The sequence below is a fragment of the Mesorhizobium sp. M0701 genome (assembly GCF_040320365.1).
Lineage (GTDB): Bacteria > Pseudomonadota > Alphaproteobacteria > Rhizobiales > Rhizobiaceae > Mesorhizobium.
In genome coordinates this window covers 97,735-114,111 of sequence record NZ_JAMYPO010000006.1, presented here as the reverse complement: position 1 = coordinate 114,111, position 16,377 = coordinate 97,735, and the positions used below count along the sequence as shown (strand labels likewise).

15 protein-coding genes and 1 pseudogene are annotated in these 16,377 nt (G+C 63.3%); 9 read left to right on the top strand and 7 right to left on the bottom strand.

What is annotated here, in order from left to right; translation table 11 throughout:
* Window positions 1-3 precede the first annotated feature (3 nt).
* Window positions 4-1,626 (bottom strand): FAD-binding oxidoreductase, encoded by a 1,623-nt coding sequence (locus NKI24_RS08355; RefSeq protein ID WP_352744403.1) that lies wholly within the window; start codon window positions 1,624-1,626, stop codon window positions 4-6.
* 118 nt (window positions 1,627-1,744) lie between these two features.
* On the opposite strand from NKI24_RS08355, the gene NKI24_RS08350 reads away from it, so the two are divergent.
* Window positions 1,745-2,230 carry a YegJ family protein gene (locus tag NKI24_RS08350; protein ID WP_352744400.1) on the top strand — a complete coding sequence of 162 codons (486 nt, stop codon included), beginning with the start codon at window positions 1,745-1,747 and terminating at the stop codon, window positions 2,228-2,230.
* A 26-nt stretch (window positions 2,231-2,256) separates the two neighbouring features.
* Here the strand turns inward: NKI24_RS08350 and NKI24_RS08345 are convergent.
* Together NKI24_RS08345 and NKI24_RS08340 are read right to left on the bottom strand one after the other, a co-directional pair.
* Window positions 2,257-3,230: pseudogene (locus NKI24_RS08345) on the bottom strand (hypothetical protein).
* Between the two features lie 61 nt (window positions 3,231-3,291).
* Window positions 3,292-4,332: a CapA family protein gene (locus tag NKI24_RS08340; RefSeq protein ID WP_352744398.1), complete on the bottom strand. Its 1,041-nt coding sequence runs from the start codon at window positions 4,330-4,332 to the stop codon at window positions 3,292-3,294.
* A 143-nt stretch (window positions 4,333-4,475) separates the two neighbouring features.
* On the opposite strand from NKI24_RS08340, the gene NKI24_RS08335 reads away from it, so the two are divergent.
* The 6 genes from NKI24_RS08335 (at window position 4,476) to NKI24_RS08310 (ending at window position 12,318) form a co-directional block, all read left to right on the top strand.
* Window positions 4,476-5,729 (top strand): hypothetical protein, encoded by a 1,254-nt coding sequence (locus NKI24_RS08335; protein ID WP_352744396.1) that lies wholly within the window; start codon window positions 4,476-4,478, stop codon window positions 5,727-5,729.
* Window positions 5,730-5,841: 112 nt separating this feature from the next.
* Entirely contained in the window at window positions 5,842-9,084 is a 3,243-nt protein-coding gene (gene uvrB / locus NKI24_RS08330; RefSeq protein ID WP_352744394.1) for an excinuclease ABC subunit UvrB, read from the top strand.
* A gap of 441 nt (window positions 9,085-9,525) precedes the next feature.
* The gene (locus tag NKI24_RS08325; RefSeq protein WP_352744391.1) at window positions 9,526-11,055 is read left to right on the top strand and encodes an ABC-F family ATP-binding cassette domain-containing protein; all 1,530 of its coding nucleotides are present in this window, start codon (window positions 9,526-9,528) and stop codon (window positions 11,053-11,055) included.
* Between the two features lie 104 nt (window positions 11,056-11,159).
* A complete protein-coding gene (locus tag NKI24_RS08320; RefSeq protein WP_023678401.1) occupies window positions 11,160-11,333 on the top strand; it encodes a hypothetical protein in 174 nt (57 codons plus the stop codon).
* A 128-nt stretch (window positions 11,334-11,461) separates the two neighbouring features.
* A complete protein-coding gene (locus tag NKI24_RS08315; RefSeq protein WP_352744388.1) occupies window positions 11,462-11,890 on the top strand; it encodes a VOC family protein in 429 nt (142 codons plus the stop codon).
* A 77-nt stretch (window positions 11,891-11,967) separates the two neighbouring features.
* The gene (locus NKI24_RS08310; RefSeq protein ID WP_352744385.1) at window positions 11,968-12,318 is read left to right on the top strand and encodes a DUF1428 domain-containing protein; all 351 of its coding nucleotides are present in this window, start codon (window positions 11,968-11,970) and stop codon (window positions 12,316-12,318) included.
* On the opposite strand, the gene NKI24_RS08305 is transcribed toward NKI24_RS08310, so the two are convergent.
* The 3 genes from NKI24_RS08305 to NKI24_RS08295 form a co-directional block, all read right to left on the bottom strand.
* Window positions 12,305-13,960 (bottom strand): tetratricopeptide repeat-containing sulfotransferase family protein, encoded by a 1,656-nt coding sequence (locus NKI24_RS08305; RefSeq protein ID WP_352450488.1) that lies wholly within the window; start codon window positions 13,958-13,960, stop codon window positions 12,305-12,307. The two genes, NKI24_RS08310 and NKI24_RS08305, sit on opposite strands and share 14 nt — an antisense overlap.
* A 184-nt stretch (window positions 13,961-14,144) precedes the next feature.
* Window positions 14,145-14,411, bottom strand: a complete 267-nt coding sequence (locus NKI24_RS08300; RefSeq protein WP_352450489.1) for a DUF1488 family protein — start codon at window positions 14,409-14,411, stop codon at window positions 14,145-14,147.
* 10 nt (window positions 14,412-14,421) lie between these two features.
* A complete protein-coding gene (locus tag NKI24_RS08295) occupies window positions 14,422-14,604 on the bottom strand; it encodes a hypothetical protein (protein WP_023678406.1) in 183 nt (60 codons plus the stop codon).
* 367 nt (window positions 14,605-14,971) lie between these two features.
* Here NKI24_RS08295 and NKI24_RS08290 point away from each other — a divergent pair, with 367 nt between their 5' ends.
* Window positions 14,972-15,238: a hypothetical protein gene (locus NKI24_RS08290; protein WP_023678407.1), complete on the top strand. Its 267-nt coding sequence runs from the start codon at window positions 14,972-14,974 to the stop codon at window positions 15,236-15,238.
* The gene (locus NKI24_RS08285; RefSeq protein WP_023678408.1) at window positions 15,235-15,480 is read left to right on the top strand and encodes a hypothetical protein; all 246 of its coding nucleotides are present in this window, start codon (window positions 15,235-15,237) and stop codon (window positions 15,478-15,480) included. The genes NKI24_RS08290 and NKI24_RS08285 overlap by 4 nt, the downstream gene beginning before the upstream one ends.
* A 138-nt stretch (window positions 15,481-15,618) precedes the next feature.
* Here NKI24_RS08285 and NKI24_RS08280 read toward each other — a convergent pair whose 3' ends face one another.
* Window positions 15,619-16,020 carry a Kazal-type serine protease inhibitor family protein gene (locus NKI24_RS08280; protein ID WP_352450490.1) on the bottom strand — a complete coding sequence of 134 codons (402 nt, stop codon included), beginning with the start codon at window positions 16,018-16,020 and terminating at the stop codon, window positions 15,619-15,621.
* Window positions 16,021-16,377: the final 357 nt, after the last annotated feature.

Below are 16,377 nucleotides of genomic sequence, written 5' to 3'. Positions count from 1 at the left end.
GCTTCAGGCCGTGCCGATCAGTGCCTTGACGGCGCGATAAAAAATCGACGAAAACAGCTCGCCCGGATCGTATTGCAGCTTCTTCGCCAGGAAGGACGGCAGTTCCGGATAGGAGGCAAGCAGTTCCTTGCCTGTGTAGTGGAGCTGGTAGGGCAGGAAAAAACGCCCGCCATGCTTGATCGTCACGTCGATCAGCGCCCTTGTCAGCGCCCGCATCCTGGCATTGCCGTCGGAGTCTGTCGGCTGATTGATGTAGAGCACCAGCGAATAGGCCGGCTCCGGCGCATAATTCAGCGCCACATCCTCCTTGTGGACGATGCGTACCGACGCGTTGAGCACCGGCAGGGTCTGGTTGCGCAGGATCTCGCGCGCTTCCGCGATGAACGGGTTATAGGCCGCCCGCGGGATGAAATACTCGTGCAGGATGTCGGTCTCATCGAGCAGATCGTTGAACAGATAGGGCACTGAATCGTGCATCGGATTGTTGCGCGTGACGAGGCAGGCCTCGCCCTCGGCCATTGCCGTCGTCCGCGCCACCGTGCAGCTCTCGAATTGCGGCTCCAGCGTCTTTTCGGTGAACCATTTCAGCTCCTGGAACAGGCTGCCCCATTTCGCCAGGTTGATGATCATCCGCTTGAGCCCGACCGAACCCGGTTCACCGATTGCCGGCTGGTCGGCCGGCGGCTGGTCGGCCACCTTGTCATAGCGGTAGACGATCATATCCTCGAGGAAATTGCCCGGCGCAGTCGACAGATGCCCATAAAACAGACCGATCGCCCTGTTTGGCTCCAGAACCTCGGCGAAGAACGTCGGGAAATCGTCCGATTTGATGATCTCGCGCGAGGTCCGGTAGACGGCGTTGTCGACGATGTCGAGTGTCGCCTCCAGCACCACGCCGAACAGGCCGTAGCCGCCGACGACGTGGCGGAACAGCTCGGTATTTTCGGCCGGTGAGCAGGTCGTCACCGAACCGTCGGCCAGCATAACCCGCATCGATCGGATCGAGCCGGCGACCGAGCCGGCCTGGTGGTCCATGCCATGCGCGTTGACCGACAGCGAGCCGCCGACCGAAAAGATATCGGTCGACTGCATCGCCTTCACCGCGAAGCGCGGGTGCAAAAGGTTCTGGATGTCGTGCCAGCGCGCGCCCGGCTGCAAGGTGATCGTCTTCGCCGTCGGGTCGACGCTGACCCTGTTGAACTTGCGCATGTCGAGGACCAGTGCGTTGTCGTCGAAAGCGTGTCCGCCCATCGAATGGCGCACCGCTGCGACCGAGACTTTCAGGCCATTGGTGCGGGCAAAGGCCAGCGCGCTCGCAATGTGGTCTTCCTCGCTGACTTCGATAACGCCGTAGACCGGCGTCATCGACAGGCCGCTGGCATCATTGATGTCGCCGCCCTTGGTCAGCCATGGCAGCGACGGATCGTAGGCTGGCGGGCCCTCCAGCGGCTTCTGCGCCAGGTCAATTCCATCAAGGTCGGCGATGCGTCCGGAATTCTTCTGCCCCGACGGACCGCGCGCCAGCCGCGCCACGGTTGTCCCGCCCCACAGCATCGCCCCGCCGACCACCGCCGCACCCAACAGCAGCCGCCGCGACAGGCGAAACCCCTTGCGTTCTTCGAACATAGCCCCACCCCACTGTCCCAGGAATAGCGCCTGATGGAGACAAAAACCAGTTGCCATCAGACGTTCGGCAAATGATGATCACAGTCGTTCTGGCGAAAGCGTCGAAAGCAGCCGCACCATGAAGCTTGCCATCCGTGCCACGATTGCCCTGCTACTCGCGTTTGCTCCGGTCTCAGCCGACGCCCAAAGCGGTGAGAAGGGAGTCCTCGGTGTGGCAAGGGACGATCCGGAGATGGCGGCGGCGATTGAGCAGGCCCGCGCCAGCCTAGATGACTTCCTGATCCTGTCCGAGGCGCCGCCGTCTGGAACAGCCACGTTCAAATTGAAGGTAAGGATCGAAGACGGAACCGCGACGGAACATTTCTGGATCATTCCCTTTCACCGAACGGCGAGCGGATTTGCCGGAATTTTAGCAAACGAGCCGCAGGCAGTGCACAACGTCGTCGCCGGCCAGGAGATCGAATTCACCCGGGACGAAATTTCGGACTGGGGATACACCAAGAACGGCCATCAGGTGGGCAGCTTTACCGTCTGTGTGATGCTCAAGAAGATGTCGAAGGAAGACGCGGACTATCTCCGCGACAATTACGGCTTCGACTGCTGATGTCCGAGCGCGAGGCGCTTTAGCCGCTACCCCGCCTCCTCGTCCTGCGCCCCAATCTTGCGCACCAGCGCCGCGGTCGCCAGGATCGTGCCCATGTCGGCGATCATCGGCGCGACATGATTGGCATAGTCGAGCGGCACAGAGATGTCCGGCAGCTCGAAGAAGTTCTTCGTCTGCGGAAGCAGCAGAAAGCCGTCGCTGCCGTTGAGCGCGACGCGTGCCGGTTCCTTCGGCCATGTTTCGCCAAGCCATTCGAGTGCCTGCGCCAGCCGGCCGGTCACCAGCGGCCGCGCCGCCTCGATATTGTCGGTGCGGAACTCGTAGGCGGCGTCGAGTTCGGGTACGCCGCTGGATAGTTCCTGCATCTTGCTGCCGAAGATGCCGCGGAAGAAGCCGAGGACTTTGTTGGTCCGGCGCGCGGCCACCAATGTGCCGGGGAACGGCACGATCATCTCGAAGGCGACGATGACGCCCTTGAACACTGCCGTCGTGCTCTTGCCCGTCCCTTCCCGGAGATCTGCTTCGTAAAGCTCGAACGGAAACCCCTCATAACGGCCGGAAAAAAAACATCGTCGAAAGACTGCTGGTTGAACGGACCAACCATCTCGCGCGGCAGCCGGTCGAACGAATTCGGCTTGACGTTGTGCCGATACCGCATCTCCTCGATGAAGCCGAAGATGATCGGCAACAGCGTGCTGCGGAACGACTGCTGCAATTTGCGCGCCGGCTTGATCGCCTGGAAATAGAGCAGGATCGCCGCCAGGAAGCCGCCGATGTAGAGAAACACATGCGGGGTCGAGACCCACTGCTCGTTGGGGTCGGCAACCCCGTTGAAGAGCCAGGCGACAAACGCGACGAACACCAGCACCAATCCGACGAACAGCGGCACCCGCCAGCGCGTCCGGCGATGGGCCGAAGCTCGTTGCGCCTCATAGGCCTCGATGTTCTTCCTGAGGCCGGCGATCACCGCTTCGCTCGGCATGAAATCCGCAGTTTCCATCACCCACCCGCCGCCACAAGCCTGCCCGCGCCGGGCATGATAGCCGGTTTGGTGGACTGCGTCAGCGCACGGCACCGAAGACCGCATCGAGGCGGGCTAGAACCCTTTGCCTGGATTTTCCCGCCAGCGTTTCAACCGGGACCAGCCGCTCGTGATCGCCGGCGCGCAGCCGCATGAAGGCATGCAGCCGGTAGGCGGCGATGGCCCCGCGCGTGCCGGGATCGTCGCTGATCTCGACGACGAGAATGGCGCCGATGCGGCCGGGCCATGGCTGCCGCGCGAAGGCGGTGCCGATGAAATCGCCGAGCCCATAGGCAACGAGCGTCTTACCGATCCGCTCGATCGGCTGCACGACATGGGCATGATGTCCGGCGATCAGGCCGACGCCATGTTCGGCCAGAAGCCGCGCCAGTGCCCGCGTCTTCGCACGCGGAAAATGCCGGAATTCCCAATCCCAATGCGGCACCGCGCAGAGGAGGTCGACACCCGAAGCGGCAGCGTGCGGCCATTGCGTCGGATCGGCTTGCATCGAGACTCGGCCCGCGAACTGGGCCGCGTCGGAATTGCGCCACAAGGTAAAGGCGGCAAGACCGATGGTCAGCGAACCAACCGCAAACCGCTCGACCGGAGCCGCAGTGCCTATCGTGCGGATGCCTAATTGCTCCAGCGCGGCGACGGTCTCGTCGAAGCCGGCAATACCCTGGTCGAGCACATGGTTGTTGGCCAGCGACAGCACCAGTTTTTCACGCGAAATGCCGGCGGCGGCCAGCGCCTCGGCAAGGAACCGCTCGCTCATCGCGTGGTGCGTACCAAGCCTGGTGCCCAAAACAGCGCTCGGCCGCTCCACCACCGGGCTTTCGCAATTGCCGACCACCAGATCGGCCGAGGCAAGCAGTGCCGCGATCGCCGGATCGCAGTCCGGCGCGCTGCGATTGGCCACCGCCGAGATATCGCCGACGAAAGCCAACCGCACCACCCGTGCCGGCGGCGGCTCGATCAGGGTCGCTGCCGCAGGCGCAAAGCCGCGCGCGTCGCCATCGAGCGAAGGCCGGAGGAAGCGTGGCAGCCAGGACAGTTTGTAGGAAAGCGGATAGTTCGACACGCGACGCCCAATCGTTTGCCTTGTGTAGACCGTCCGCCGGATTGATTGAAGCGTCGACTGTTGTGGGTGAACCACAGGGCCACAGGCGCAGCGAACCAAATGCGTGTATGATCCACTGCGGAGCGACAAAAGGGGCGATCACGATGAAGCGTTTTTCCAGGCTGGTGGCGTGCGCCATCATTCTTCTCCTGCCGCTGGCTTTACCCAGCGCCGCGGCTCCCGAAGCGGCGGCCCTGTTTGAGGCAAAAATCGTAGCCGAACGCGACAGCGCTCTTGCCGCTTTGGAAGCCGCCGCGCCAGGCGATCCGGCAGCCGCCTACGCCGCCGGCGCCGGCGAATTCTTCACCGCGCTGGAGATCCTGGCTGGCGGTCTGCACCGCCACGGTTTCGACAGCCCGCAATCGTTCATGCTGCCGCTGATGCGGCTGCCGGTGCCGGACAATGCCAATCCCGAGCCGCTGAACTACGAACAATTCCGCGCCATTCTCGTCGCCTTCCGCGACCGGCTGGAGAAATCCGCAGCCACGCTGGGTTCGGTACCCGCCGACGCGGACATCGGCATGGTCATCGACCTCACCCGCCTCGGCATCGACCTCAACGAGGACGGCACGATCGCGCCGGACGAAAGCGCCGCGGCGATCATGGCGTCTCTGTCACGCGGCGGCGGTGCGCCAGACGCGGCCGCGCCCGCCCTCACTTTCCGCTTCGACCGCGCCGACGGCTACTGGCTGCAGGGTTATGCCGAGTTCCTGATGGCGCAGGCCGACTTCTGGCTGGCGCATGATTTCAAAAACACCTTCGACGGCTCCTTCCACATGCTGTTCCCGCGCGCAAAACTGCCACTGCAGGACACGCTCGTTCCGCTGGACGGTGGCATGGGCGGCGGCATTCTGTCGTCCGAATGGCGTCTCGCCGATTTCATCTCCCTGGTGCATCTCATTAACTGGCAAGTGGTCGAGCCTGAGCGCCGGCAAGCGGCACGCCGCCATCTCATGGAAATGATCCGGCTGTCGCGCGAGGACTGGAAAGCCATCCGAGCCGAGACCGACAATGACCGTGAATGGCTGCCCGGCCCGCAGCAGAAAGGCGCCAGCCCGCTCACCGGCCTCGAAGTCGGCGAACAGCAGGTGCAGGCCTGGCTCGCCGCCTTGGCCATGGCCGAGGATCTGCTGGAAGGCCGCACCTTGCTGCCGCATTTCCGCATCGCCGACAAAGGCATCAACATGAAGCGCTTCTTCGACGAGCCGAAGCCCTTCGACCTGGTGCTGTCGATCACCGGTCCGGCCATCGCGCCCTATCTCGAACGCGGCAAGATTCTCACCAGCGAGGAGTTCAACCAGATCCAGCGCCAGTTCGGCGGCGCCGGGTTTCTGACGTTCGCGCTTTGGTTTAATTGAGGGCGTGCTTAGACCCTGCTCCTGACAGCCTGCTGTCAGGAGCCAAATTGCGCCTCGCGCCACCGGCCACTCCGCTCTTTCCATTTTGGCCGATACCTCCCATATTCGGGCCATGGCCAGACTCCCCGACAAGAAAACGCCTCCGCCGGCGAATGACGAGCGCGCTTCACCGCCCAAGCGGCGCAGTCCGCTGACCGATTTCCTCGATGCGTCGGAGCCCCTGTACAAGGGCGGCTTTGCCGAGGCGCCGCAGACCGAGTTCACCGGCGCCCCGCTGACCGGCTCGATCGCCGACTGGGCCGAGCAGATAGAGCAGGAAGCCGAGAAGGAAGGGCGCCAAATCTCCCCCCTCGAGGGGGAGATGTCGCCGAAGGCGACAGAGGGGGTCGCCGGAGGCAGCGCGGGACGCAAAGGAACGCCGAGTACTGCCGCACCGACCCCACCCGGCGGCTCCGCCGCCACCCTCCCCTCGAGGGGGAGGGAAGGCGCCAAGTCTGCCAAGAAAATCCCGGAGCGCTCCTCTTCCCCCGGCCGTACTGCACGCGGCACCTCGATGGGCGGCGCGGCTTCGGCGCGGGAGCGCACTGCGGCCGGTCTCAACCCTGTCGCTGGCCTCGATGTCTCCCTGGAAGAAGCCGAGACCATGGCTTCGGGCGGCGTCACCGCGACCGTCGCGGCGCTGTCGGCACTGATCGAATCCGGCAATCCGCTGCACAAGGACGGCGTGCTGTGGACGCCGCACCGTCCTGCCCGGCCGGAGAAATCCGAAGGCGGCATCGCCATCAGGATGGTCTCGGATTTCGAGCCGGCCGGCGACCAGCCGACCGCGATCAAGGATCTCGTCGAGGGCGTCAACAGCAACGACCGTACCCAGGTGCTGCTCGGCGTCACCGGCTCGGGCAAGACCTTCACCATGGCCAAGGTGATCGAGGAGACGCAGCGCCCCGCTCTGATCCTGGCGCCCAACAAGACGTTGGCCGCGCAGCTCTATTCCGAGTTCAAGAAATTCTTCCCGGAAAACGCCGTCGAGTATTTCGTCAGCTACTACGACTATTACCAGCCGGAGGCCTATGTGCCCCGGACCGACACCTACATCGAGAAGGAATCCTCGATCAACGAGCAGATCGACCGCATGCGCCATTCGGCGACGCGCTCGCTGCTCGAGCGCGACGACGTCATCATCGTCGCCTCGGTGTCCTGCATTTACGGTATCGGCTCGGTCGAGACCTATACGGCGATGACCTTCCAGATGCAGATCGGCGACCGGCTCGACCAGCGCGCGCTGCTCGCCGACCTCGTCGCCCAGCAATACAAGCGCCAGGACATCAATTTCGTCCGCGGCTCGTTCCGGGTGCGCGGCGACACGATCGAGATCTTCCCGGCTCACCTCGAGGACCGCGCCTGGCGCATCTCGCTGTTCGGCGACGAGATCGAGGCGATCACCGAATTCGACCCGCTGACGGGCCAAAAGACCGGCGAGCTGAAGAGCGTCAAGATCTATGCCAATTCGCACTATGTGACGCCACGCCCGACCTTGAACCAGGCCATCAAGTCGATCAAGGAAGAGCTCAAGCACAGGCTGGTCGAACTCGAACGGGCCGGTCGGTTGCTCGAGGCGCAGCGGCTTGAGCAGCGCACCCGCTTCGACCTGGAGATGCTGGAAGCGACGGGCTCCTGCGCCGGCATCGAGAATTACTCGCGCTATCTGACCGGCCGCCAGCCGGGCGATCCGCCGCCGACCTTGTTCGAATACATCCCCGACAACGCTTTGGTCTTTGTCGACGAAAGCCACGTCACCATACCGCAGATCGGCGGCATGTATCGCGGCGACTTTCGCCGTAAGGCGACGCTGGCCGAGTATGGGTTCCGCCTGCCGTCCTGCATGGACAACCGGCCGCTGCGCTTCGAGGAGTGGGACGCCATGCGCCCGCTTTCCGTTGCGGTTTCCGCAACGCCCGGCGGTTGGGAGATGGAGCAGTCCGGCGGTGTCTTCGCCGAACAGGTCATCCGCCCGACCGGCCTGATCGATCCGCCGGTCGAGGTGCGCCCGGCCAAGACGCAGGTCGACGATGTCGTGGGCGAAATCCGCGAGACCACCAGGGCCGGCTACCGCACGCTGGTCACAGTGCTGACCAAACGCATGGCCGAGGACCTGACCGAATATCTGCATGAGCAAGGCATTCGCGTGCGCTACATGCACTCCGACATCGACACGCTGGAGCGCATCGAGATCCTGCGCGACCTGCGCCTCGGCGCTTTCGACGTGCTGGTCGGCATCAACCTGTTGCGCGAAGGCCTCGACATTCCCGAATGCGGCTTCGTCGCCATTCTTGACGCCGACAAGGAAGGCTTCTTGCGCTCCGAAACATCGCTGATCCAGACCATCGGCCGCGCCGCCAGAAACGTCGACGGCAAGGTCATCCTCTACGCCGACCAGATCACCGGCTCGATGGAGCGGGCGATGGCCGAGACCAACCGCCGCCGCGAAAAGCAGATGGAGTGGAACGCGGCCAACGGCATCACCCCGGAATCGGTCAAGTCGCGCATTTCGGACATCCTGGACTCGGTCTACGAGAAGGACCATGTCCGCGCCGACATCTCGCAGTTCACCGACAGCGCCGGCGCGATGATGGGCAACAATCTGAAGGCGCATCTCGACGCGATGGACAAGCAGATGCGCGACGCCGCCGCCAACCTCGATTTCGAGAAGGCGGCCCGCATCCGCGACGAGATCAAGCGGCTGCGCGAGATGGAGCTGTCCATCTCCGACGATCCGCTGGCCAAATATGCCGACATGGAAAGCCCGGTCTCAGGCCGCGAAAAGGGCAAGCACAACAAGGGCCGTGCCATACACCGGGCGGTCGACGACGACGGCAAGGGTCTCTTCCGTAAGCCCGCGCTCGACGAGATGGGGGCCGACGGTGCCGTGCCGGTCAAGAAACCGCTCTTCGCAAAACCCTCGCTCGACGCCATGGGACCCGGCACCGACATGCCGACCCCTGCCGGCGCAGTGTCGCGTTCGCTGTTCAAGAAGCAGTCGGCAGAAGAGGCGCACGGCTCCGATTTCGGCATCCCCGGCGAGCCGATAAAACCGTTGTTCAAGAAGAATTCGCTCGATGAGATGACCGTGCGGCGGACGGAAAAGCCGGTCGAGGGAAAAGTTCCGGCGAAGCAGCAGCCGATCTCCGCCCGTGTGGGGGAGATGCCCGGCAGGGCAGAGGGGGGCGCGAAGGATCGCGACGATTTTGCAAAACCCATTGTCCGCCAGCGCGCCGGCATCGGCTCCTACGAAGACCCCGCCGACGCCCGCCGTGAAAAGCGCCGGCCCGGCAAGACGGGTCGGCCGGGACGGTAGCGAGCTTCCCTTCTCCCCTTGTGGGAGAAGGTGGATCGGCGCGCAGCGCCGATACGGTTGAGGGGTGCTGGACGGATCGCCGTCGGTGCCAAGCTGGAGCACCCCTCATCCGACCGCTTCGCGGCCACCTTCTCCCACAAGTGGAGAAGGGGGAGCCTAGCCACTTGCCATCGGCCCTACCCTTGGTGTAGCCAGTTTCTACAACTCGAACGTCTTGAAAGGAGGGCTGCGTGTTATTTTCTCACCACCGTCAGCGCGGCCCTGTCCCTGCCCTGCGAGCTTGCTTGCAGGGCTGACCAGGGACGGTCCGGGTTTTTCTTCCCGCTTCGATTTTTTTGGTCCGCCCTTCGTGGTGCTGCAACGCTGAGCCTGATGGCCAGCCTGCGCACCGTCAAAGTGCATTGAACCGGAATTCACTCCGGACAGACCAGAGAAATCGACATGGCCCTGATCAGCCTCAAGTCTCTCGGCGTCACCATGAGTGCGCCGCTCTTCTGCAACCTCGACCTCACGATCGGCACCGGCGACCGACTCGGCATCGTCGCCGCCAATGGTCGGGGCAAATCCACTTTGCTGAAGTGCCTGACCGGCGAGATCGAGCCGACATCAGGCGACATCACCCGCACGCGCGGCCTGCGCGTCGGCTATGTCGAGCAAGTCGTCCCCGCAGCGCTCGCCTGGCGCAGCTTTCATGAGGTGGTGGCCGACGCCTTGCCGGCCGAGCAGGCCGAAAGCGAGCAATGGCGCGTTGACGTGGTTCTCGACTCGCTCGACGTGCCGCAGCCGATGCGAGCGCGGCCGATGCGGGCCTTGAGCGGCGGCTGGCAAAGGCTGGCGCTGATCGCCCGCATCTGGGTCACCAACCCCGACGTCCTGCTTCTCGACGAGCCGACCAATCACCTCGATCTCGGCAAGATCAGCCAGCTCGAGACCTGGCTGAACGCGCTGCCACGTGAGGTGCCGCTGGTGATTGCCAGCCACGACCGCGCTTTTCTCGATGCTACGACCAACCGGACGCTGTTCCTGCGCCCCGAACAGTCGCCGGTATTCTCGCTGCCCTATTCACGAGCCAGGGACGCATTGAGCGAAGTCGATGCCTCGACCGAGCGCAAATTCCAGCGCGACATGAAAGTGGCGCAGCAGCTGCGCCGGCAGGCCGCCAAGCTCAACAATATCGGCATCAATTCCGGCAGCGACCTTTTGACGGTCAAGACCAAGCAGCTCAACCAGCGGGCAGAGCGTCTGGAAGAAGCGGCAGCGCCGGCACACCGCGAAAGATCGGCGGGCGCGATCAAGCTCGCCAATCGCGGCAGCCATGCCAAGGTGCTGATCACGCTCGACGATTTGGTGGTCGGAACACCTGACGGCACGGTTCTGTTCAGCACCGGCAAGCGCCACATCTGCCAAGGCGACCGCATCGTCCTGCTCGGCCGTAACGGCGTCGGCAAGTCACGGCTGATCGGCCTGATCCGGAACGCCATCGTCGAGCCGGAAACGGCGGCGCGAAGCCTGAAGGTGACGCCGTCGACGGTGCTCGGCTATAGCGACCAGGCATTGTCGGGCATCGGCGGCGACGACACGCCGCTGGCGATGCTCTCGCGCAGATTCGATGTCGGCGAGCAGCGCGCCCGCTCGCTGCTGGCGGGCGCCGGCGTCAGCATCGACATGCAGGAGCGCAGGATCGGCGTGCTGTCGGGCGGACAGAAGGCGCGGCTGATGATACTGGCGCTGAGGCTCGCCAATCCCAATTTCTATTTACTCGACGAGCCGACCAATCATCTCGATATCGATGGTCAGGAAGCACTGGAAGCGGAATTGCTGGAACATCAGGCGAGCTGCCTGCTTGCCTCGCACGACCGCTCCTTCATCCGCGCGGTTGGCAACCGCTTCTGGCTGATCGAGAAACGGCGATTGACCGAGATCGACAGCCCGGAGGAGTTCTTCCGGGAGGTTGCCGAAGCCGGCGGCTGAAGGCTTGCGGAAAAAAATTCCGGCGCTCTGTCGGATGATGATCGCATGCCACGTCCTTGGGTTGCCGACACGGTGATGCCGGCGCCAATCGAGGAGAAAGCATCATGTCTATTCTGTCATCCATAGGTTACGCCGTGACGCGTTACTCGGCGGCTCGCGCCCGTTATCGCAGCGAACGCGCCATCCTTTCGTTGCCGATCGAGCTGCGCAAAGATATTGGCTGGCCGGAAATCGTCGTCGACGCGCAAAACAGCCCGCGGATTCGCATCGAAGGTTGAAAGGTGGCAGTTGGCCGTCGCGGCAGGCGCCATTTCGAATCCAAAAAACCATCGGCCGTGTAGGATCGTCGCCGTTCCGTTCGTCCTGTGGTCCGCAAAGGCAAACCAGACGCAAAGAGGAGCATGACATGAATGACCAGCCGCAGACCCAGCCCGCCGCCAAAGTGCTTGGCGGATTGACGCCCTACCTTCAGCTGGACGGCGCTTTCAAAGCCGCAGAATTTTACCAAAAGGCCTTCGGTGCCGAGCAGGTCTTTGCCTATCCGCCGGACGAACAGGGCCGCACCATGCATATCCATCTCCACATCAACGGTTCGACCCTGATGCTTTCCGACTTCTATCCCGAGCATGGAATGGCCGCTGTGAAGCCGCAGGGCTACACCATGCAGCTCCATCTCGGCAGCGACGACATCGACGCCTGGTGGCAGCGAGCCGTCGAGGCGGGCTGCGAGGAAGTCGTGCCGTTGCAGGTGATGTTCTGGGGTGATCGCTGGGGCAATATGCGTGATCCGTTCGGCGTCGAATGGGCAATGAACGCACCGGTGAAAGCAGCTTAGCATTCCACACAGGCTGTGTCTGAAATCACCTCTCCCGCTCCAGAGGGAGAGGAAAACGATCGCATGGAGGAAATCAGATGTCCTATGTCGACGGTTTCGTACTTGCCGTACCGAAGGCAAAGCTCGATGCTTACAAGAAGCTGGCGGAAACCGGCGCCGTCTGGAAGGAGCACGGTGCTCTTGCCTACGTCGAATGCGTCGGCGACGACGTCCCTTATGGCGAGCTCACCTCGTTCCCGCGCGCCGTACAGGCCAAGGACGACGAGGTCGTCATCTTCTCATGGGTGGTCTACGAATCGCGCCAGAGCCGCGACGCGGTGATGGCCAAGGTGATGGCCGACCCGCGCCTCAAGTCGGACTGGGAGACCATGCCGTTCGACGGCAAGCGCATGATCTTTGGCGGTTTTCAGCCCTTCATCGAGCTGTAGGCGCCCCTCGATCAAGTTTGTCGTGCAGCGGCTTCAGCCGGTCGCCATAGCGCTTCCACAGGTCGACCGAGCCCTGATACATCGGCTGGCGCACTTGCGCAGCCGACGCCGTTCGCACCGGCCGGTCGGTCTGGTGGAACGACAGCACGGCGTCGTCCCACGGCAGGCCGAGATGGGCGATCAGCGCCCGCGACTGGCCTTCCTGGTCGGCGACGAAATCCTCGTAGCGAACGTCGTGCACGACATCAGGCAGCACGGCGTGCCAGTGCGCCATGATGTCGGTGTACAGATTGTGGAAATCGGCGAGCTCGTCGAGATCGTAGCCGTAGCGATGGCTGTCGCCTCGGAAGTGCACCTTGTAGATCGACAGGCAGGTCGCCGCCGCATCGCGCGCGCAATGGATGATCTTGGCCTTCGGCAGCATCAAATGGATGAAGCCCACCAAGAGGAAATTGCCGGGCATCTTGTCGGTGACGTGCCGAGAACCCGGATAGCGGGCGTGCAGCATGTCGAGATAGGCCTGGCCGGCCTCGGCATAGGCCTTGTCTGGCATGTCGGCGATGCCCCAGGGAAAGCCGCCCTTCATGCTGAGCGGAAACTGCTTGCCGACCGCCGTCTTCAATATGCTGAGCTCGCCGGCGCCATAGACCTGCGGATGGCTGGCGATGATCTGCTCGACCAGCGTGGTGCCGGAACGCGGCATGCCGACGACGAAGATCGGCGTGTCCTCGGCTATCCCGCTCGGCCTGTGCCTTTCAAAAAAGGCCTTGTCGAACACCGCCTTCATCGCCTCGAACTCGCCGCGCGTCTTGCCGGCGTCGTAGTCGATGCCCTGGCGGCGGATCGCGTTGCCTTCGGCGAAATAGTCGAAGGCGCGGCCATACTCCCTGAGATCGTCATTGGCCTTGCCGAGACCGAAGGAAAGCTGCATGCGCGCCAGGCTGCCTTGCGGCGCCTTGGCGTGCTCCGCCTCCATGCGGGCAAGCTCGGCGTCGCGCTCCTTCTGGCGCTTGACCTGGGTAAGCATCAGCCAGGCCCTCGCCATGCCGGGGTCCACAGCCAGCGCCTGCCTGAAAAGATCCGCAGCCTCGTCGAGATTGCCCTTTTCCATCAGCCCGACACCCAGGCCGTGCAAAAGATCGGCATCCTTCGGCCGGATCGTCAGCGCCTCGCGAAAAACAGCCAGTGCCTCATCCAGCCGGCCCGCTTCCTGCAGCGTTTCGGCAAGCCCGACGCGGGCGCGGACATGGAACGGGTTGCGGCCGATCGTGCCGCGATAAATATCCTCGGCGCCTTCGAATTGGCCGAGCTGCTTCAGCGACGAGCCGAGATTGTCACGCGCCGCCAGCTGGTCCGGCCGAATCGCCACCACCTTGCGGAAGAGATCGGCGGCGGCCGCGACCCGGCCGAGGTCGCGCAGCACGGTGCCGAGATTGTTGAGGAAATCCGGATTGTTCGGTTGCAGACGCACCGATTGTTCGATCAGCGCCAGCCCCTCGGCGCTGCGCCCGGTCTGGTGCAGCAGAAGCCCGAGGAAATGCGCAGCAGCCGGGTGGTTGGCCTTTTGCGCCAGCACCTGTCGGTAAAGCGCCTCGGCTTCCTGCCGACGCCCGGCCTGGTGCAGCTGCAGCGCCTGCTGCACGTGCTGGTCGAGCCCCAGCGGCGGCTGTCCGCCTGAGCCGTAACGTGCGCCTGCCGGTTGTCTCGGATCTCTGTTGATGGGAAACCTGCCGTGTTGTCCGCCTGCCGCGATCTAGGCCATCGCTGCGGCGCGTGCAAGAGCAGACGGCGGTCGCTACGAAGCAAACCTTCGAACCCGGGGGAGCCTACCGAAAGTCGGCCGGCGTCAGCACATACATGTTCCTGCGGCCGTGCGAGTAGGCTTGGCGCGCAATCTCTTGGATCGACGAACGCTTGGCGTCGAAGGCGCTGAGGAATTCGGCCTCGGCTCCGCTTGCAGCCGGGTTTGCCGCCGAAAGTGCCGCGACCTCGACAAAGAACGGGACTTCGAGCATGCCGTCATGGCCGACGAAACGAATGCGCTTGGCCGCCGCGTCATAGGAGCGGCTGGGATTGGGAAAATTGAGCGTCATGGCTTGCGCGTCAAATCAGGCGGTTGCTTTCGGCAAGCTGGCGCGCCCGCCGCGCCGTGCCGTCGGTGTCGGCAATCCTTCGCCTTGCCGCCTCGTCGCTTCTTATCGTGAGACGCGGCGACAAGACCTTTATCGGCTTTGCGACAGGACTGACTGCAACTGTCGGGACATCCGGTGTTCTTGCGGAGTTCATGACTCTCTTCCTTCCATTGCTAGATAAATACAAATGCCGGAGGAATTTTTTCGGAATTTCTTCAAACAATTTTTGAGGTGCACCGGGACCGTATCATCGTTCTGCAGATAACTATAGAAAAGTAATTTCACGTTGGTAGGGGTAAGAGGCCGAAAACTTCTTGAATAAGCCGTATTTTCAGACTAATGGTAAGAAACCGTTTTGGGTCATGCTTGGCCCCGCGGTGTCAGGGATTCTCGGCCCGCCAAACTTATCCAAATCGCCGACACCTGGTACCGCAATGCAGGCTCCGCTTCCGGGGCAGGCCGGAAAGAAACTTCAAGGCACGAGAACTTCAAGGCACAAGCGAGAACTTCGAGGCACAAGAATGTCTGCTCGCACCACCCATTCCATAGCGCATTTCGCGGCACCTTTCGTGCTTGGCGGGCTGGATGGCGTGCAGCCGGCCGGCGACTATGACATCGACCACGACGAAGAACTGATCGACGGCATGTCCTGGCCTGCCTGGCGCCGCGTCGCCACTTTCATCCATCTGCCGGCAAGGACAGTGAAAAGCGCGACCAGCCAGCTTGTCGCCATTGACCATGCCGAGCTCGACGCAGCGCTTCGGCACGACCAGGAGAATGTCACATGATCCGCTTCCAGCAGAATGCGCGGCGCACGGACACGCCGGCGCATATCTTCACCGTCGGCCAGACCGTCCGCATGAAGAGCCGCACCGGCCTTGCCCAAAAGACCGCGGAGCTGTTCCAGATCAAAAGCCGGCTGCCGGTCAAGGACGGCTCGCCGCAATATCGCATCCGCAGCGATCAGGAGACCTATGAGCGGGTCACCACGGAAGACAATCTCGAACCGGTCGACAACCCGGCCAACTGAGCCGACGCGCCGCAACGCTGCTTCACACGCTGATGATGCCGCAGATCCGCGTCGCCTGCGCATCTCCAACGGGAACGGCGCTGAGCTCTACGCCGGCCCCCAGATGGTGCTTATCCGGCCAGGCTGTAGGTCGGTGCGCTAGCAGGGCCCGTCATCGACGACGCGATAATCCGCCGCGCGGGCTTCGCATTCGTTGGGGAATGTGCGCAGTTCGCCATGGCGACGGGCACAGACTGGGCGGTATTCGCGGGTGCAGAATGTCTGCTCCTCACCGCTACCACCACCGCCGCGGCACTCGCCCTCGCGAATGATGCGGTATCCGGCCCGTTCGGCAAGGCAGGCATTGGCGAAGGTCTGGCGGTCGCCGCCGCGCCGGGCACAGACCGGGTCATATTGCCTAGTGCAGAATTGCGGCCCCGGCCGTGGCGGGCGCGGCCCCGGCCCCTCATCATCCACCACGACGGTGCAGGCTGCGAGAATTGCCGACAGGAACAGGATGGAAAAAACCTGCCGCGGAAAGATTGTCGCAAGAAACCGCATGAATGTTCCCTCCCTTGAAACTCCTGCCTGCACAAATGGTGCCTGGGTCAGGCCGATCCTCGTCATTCCGCTGCCAGATGCAACCCCTGTTTGCAACTGGGCGAGCCAGGGCGGTATTGCGGCGCAAGCCAAGACAGCACCTGCCCCGCTTGCTGGACCATGCCTGGGTGAAGTCTGGCCGATGACCGCGCAGAAAACCGGTACTATCGGTGCGATGCGTCGGGATGCCCCTGTTGGGGCCGCCCGCGGCTGTGTCTTGCAAGCATCACGTTTCCGTGCGATAAATTTTGTGTTCGGGCATTTGCGACCCGGAGAGCGGAACGTTTTGGACGACCTTTCCCCGATACTGTGAATCTC

Excerpts from the sequence above, each read along its gene's own strand:
- NKI24_RS08355 (WP_352744403.1), bottom strand. The coding sequence starts at position 1,626 with ATGTTCGAAGAACGCAAGGGGTTTCGCCTGTCGCGGCGGCTGCTGTTG.
- NKI24_RS08350 (WP_352744400.1), top strand. The coding sequence starts at position 1,745 with ATGAAGCTTGCCATCCGTGCCACGATTGCCCTGCTACTCGCGTTTGCT.
- NKI24_RS08335 (WP_352744396.1), top strand. The coding sequence starts at position 4,476 with ATGAAGCGTTTTTCCAGGCTGGTGGCGTGCGCCATCATTCTTCTCCTG.
- uvrB (WP_352744394.1), top strand. The coding sequence starts at position 5,842 with ATGGCCAGACTCCCCGACAAGAAAACGCCTCCGCCGGCGAATGACGAG.
- NKI24_RS08325 (WP_352744391.1), top strand. The coding sequence starts at position 9,526 with ATGGCCCTGATCAGCCTCAAGTCTCTCGGCGTCACCATGAGTGCGCCG.
- NKI24_RS08320 (WP_023678401.1), top strand. The coding sequence starts at position 11,160 with ATGTCTATTCTGTCATCCATAGGTTACGCCGTGACGCGTTACTCGGCG.
- NKI24_RS08315 (WP_352744388.1), top strand. The coding sequence starts at position 11,462 with ATGAATGACCAGCCGCAGACCCAGCCCGCCGCCAAAGTGCTTGGCGGA.
- NKI24_RS08310 (WP_352744385.1), top strand. The coding sequence starts at position 11,968 with ATGTCCTATGTCGACGGTTTCGTACTTGCCGTACCGAAGGCAAAGCTC.
- NKI24_RS08300 (WP_352450489.1), bottom strand. The coding sequence starts at position 14,411 with ATGACGCTCAATTTTCCCAATCCCAGCCGCTCCTATGACGCGGCGGCC.
- NKI24_RS08295 (WP_023678406.1), bottom strand. The coding sequence starts at position 14,604 with ATGAACTCCGCAAGAACACCGGATGTCCCGACAGTTGCAGTCAGTCCT.
- NKI24_RS08290 (WP_023678407.1), top strand. The coding sequence starts at position 14,972 with ATGTCTGCTCGCACCACCCATTCCATAGCGCATTTCGCGGCACCTTTC.
- NKI24_RS08285 (WP_023678408.1), top strand. The coding sequence starts at position 15,235 with ATGATCCGCTTCCAGCAGAATGCGCGGCGCACGGACACGCCGGCGCAT.
- NKI24_RS08280 (WP_352450490.1), bottom strand. The coding sequence starts at position 16,020 with ATGCGGTTTCTTGCGACAATCTTTCCGCGGCAGGTTTTTTCCATCCTG.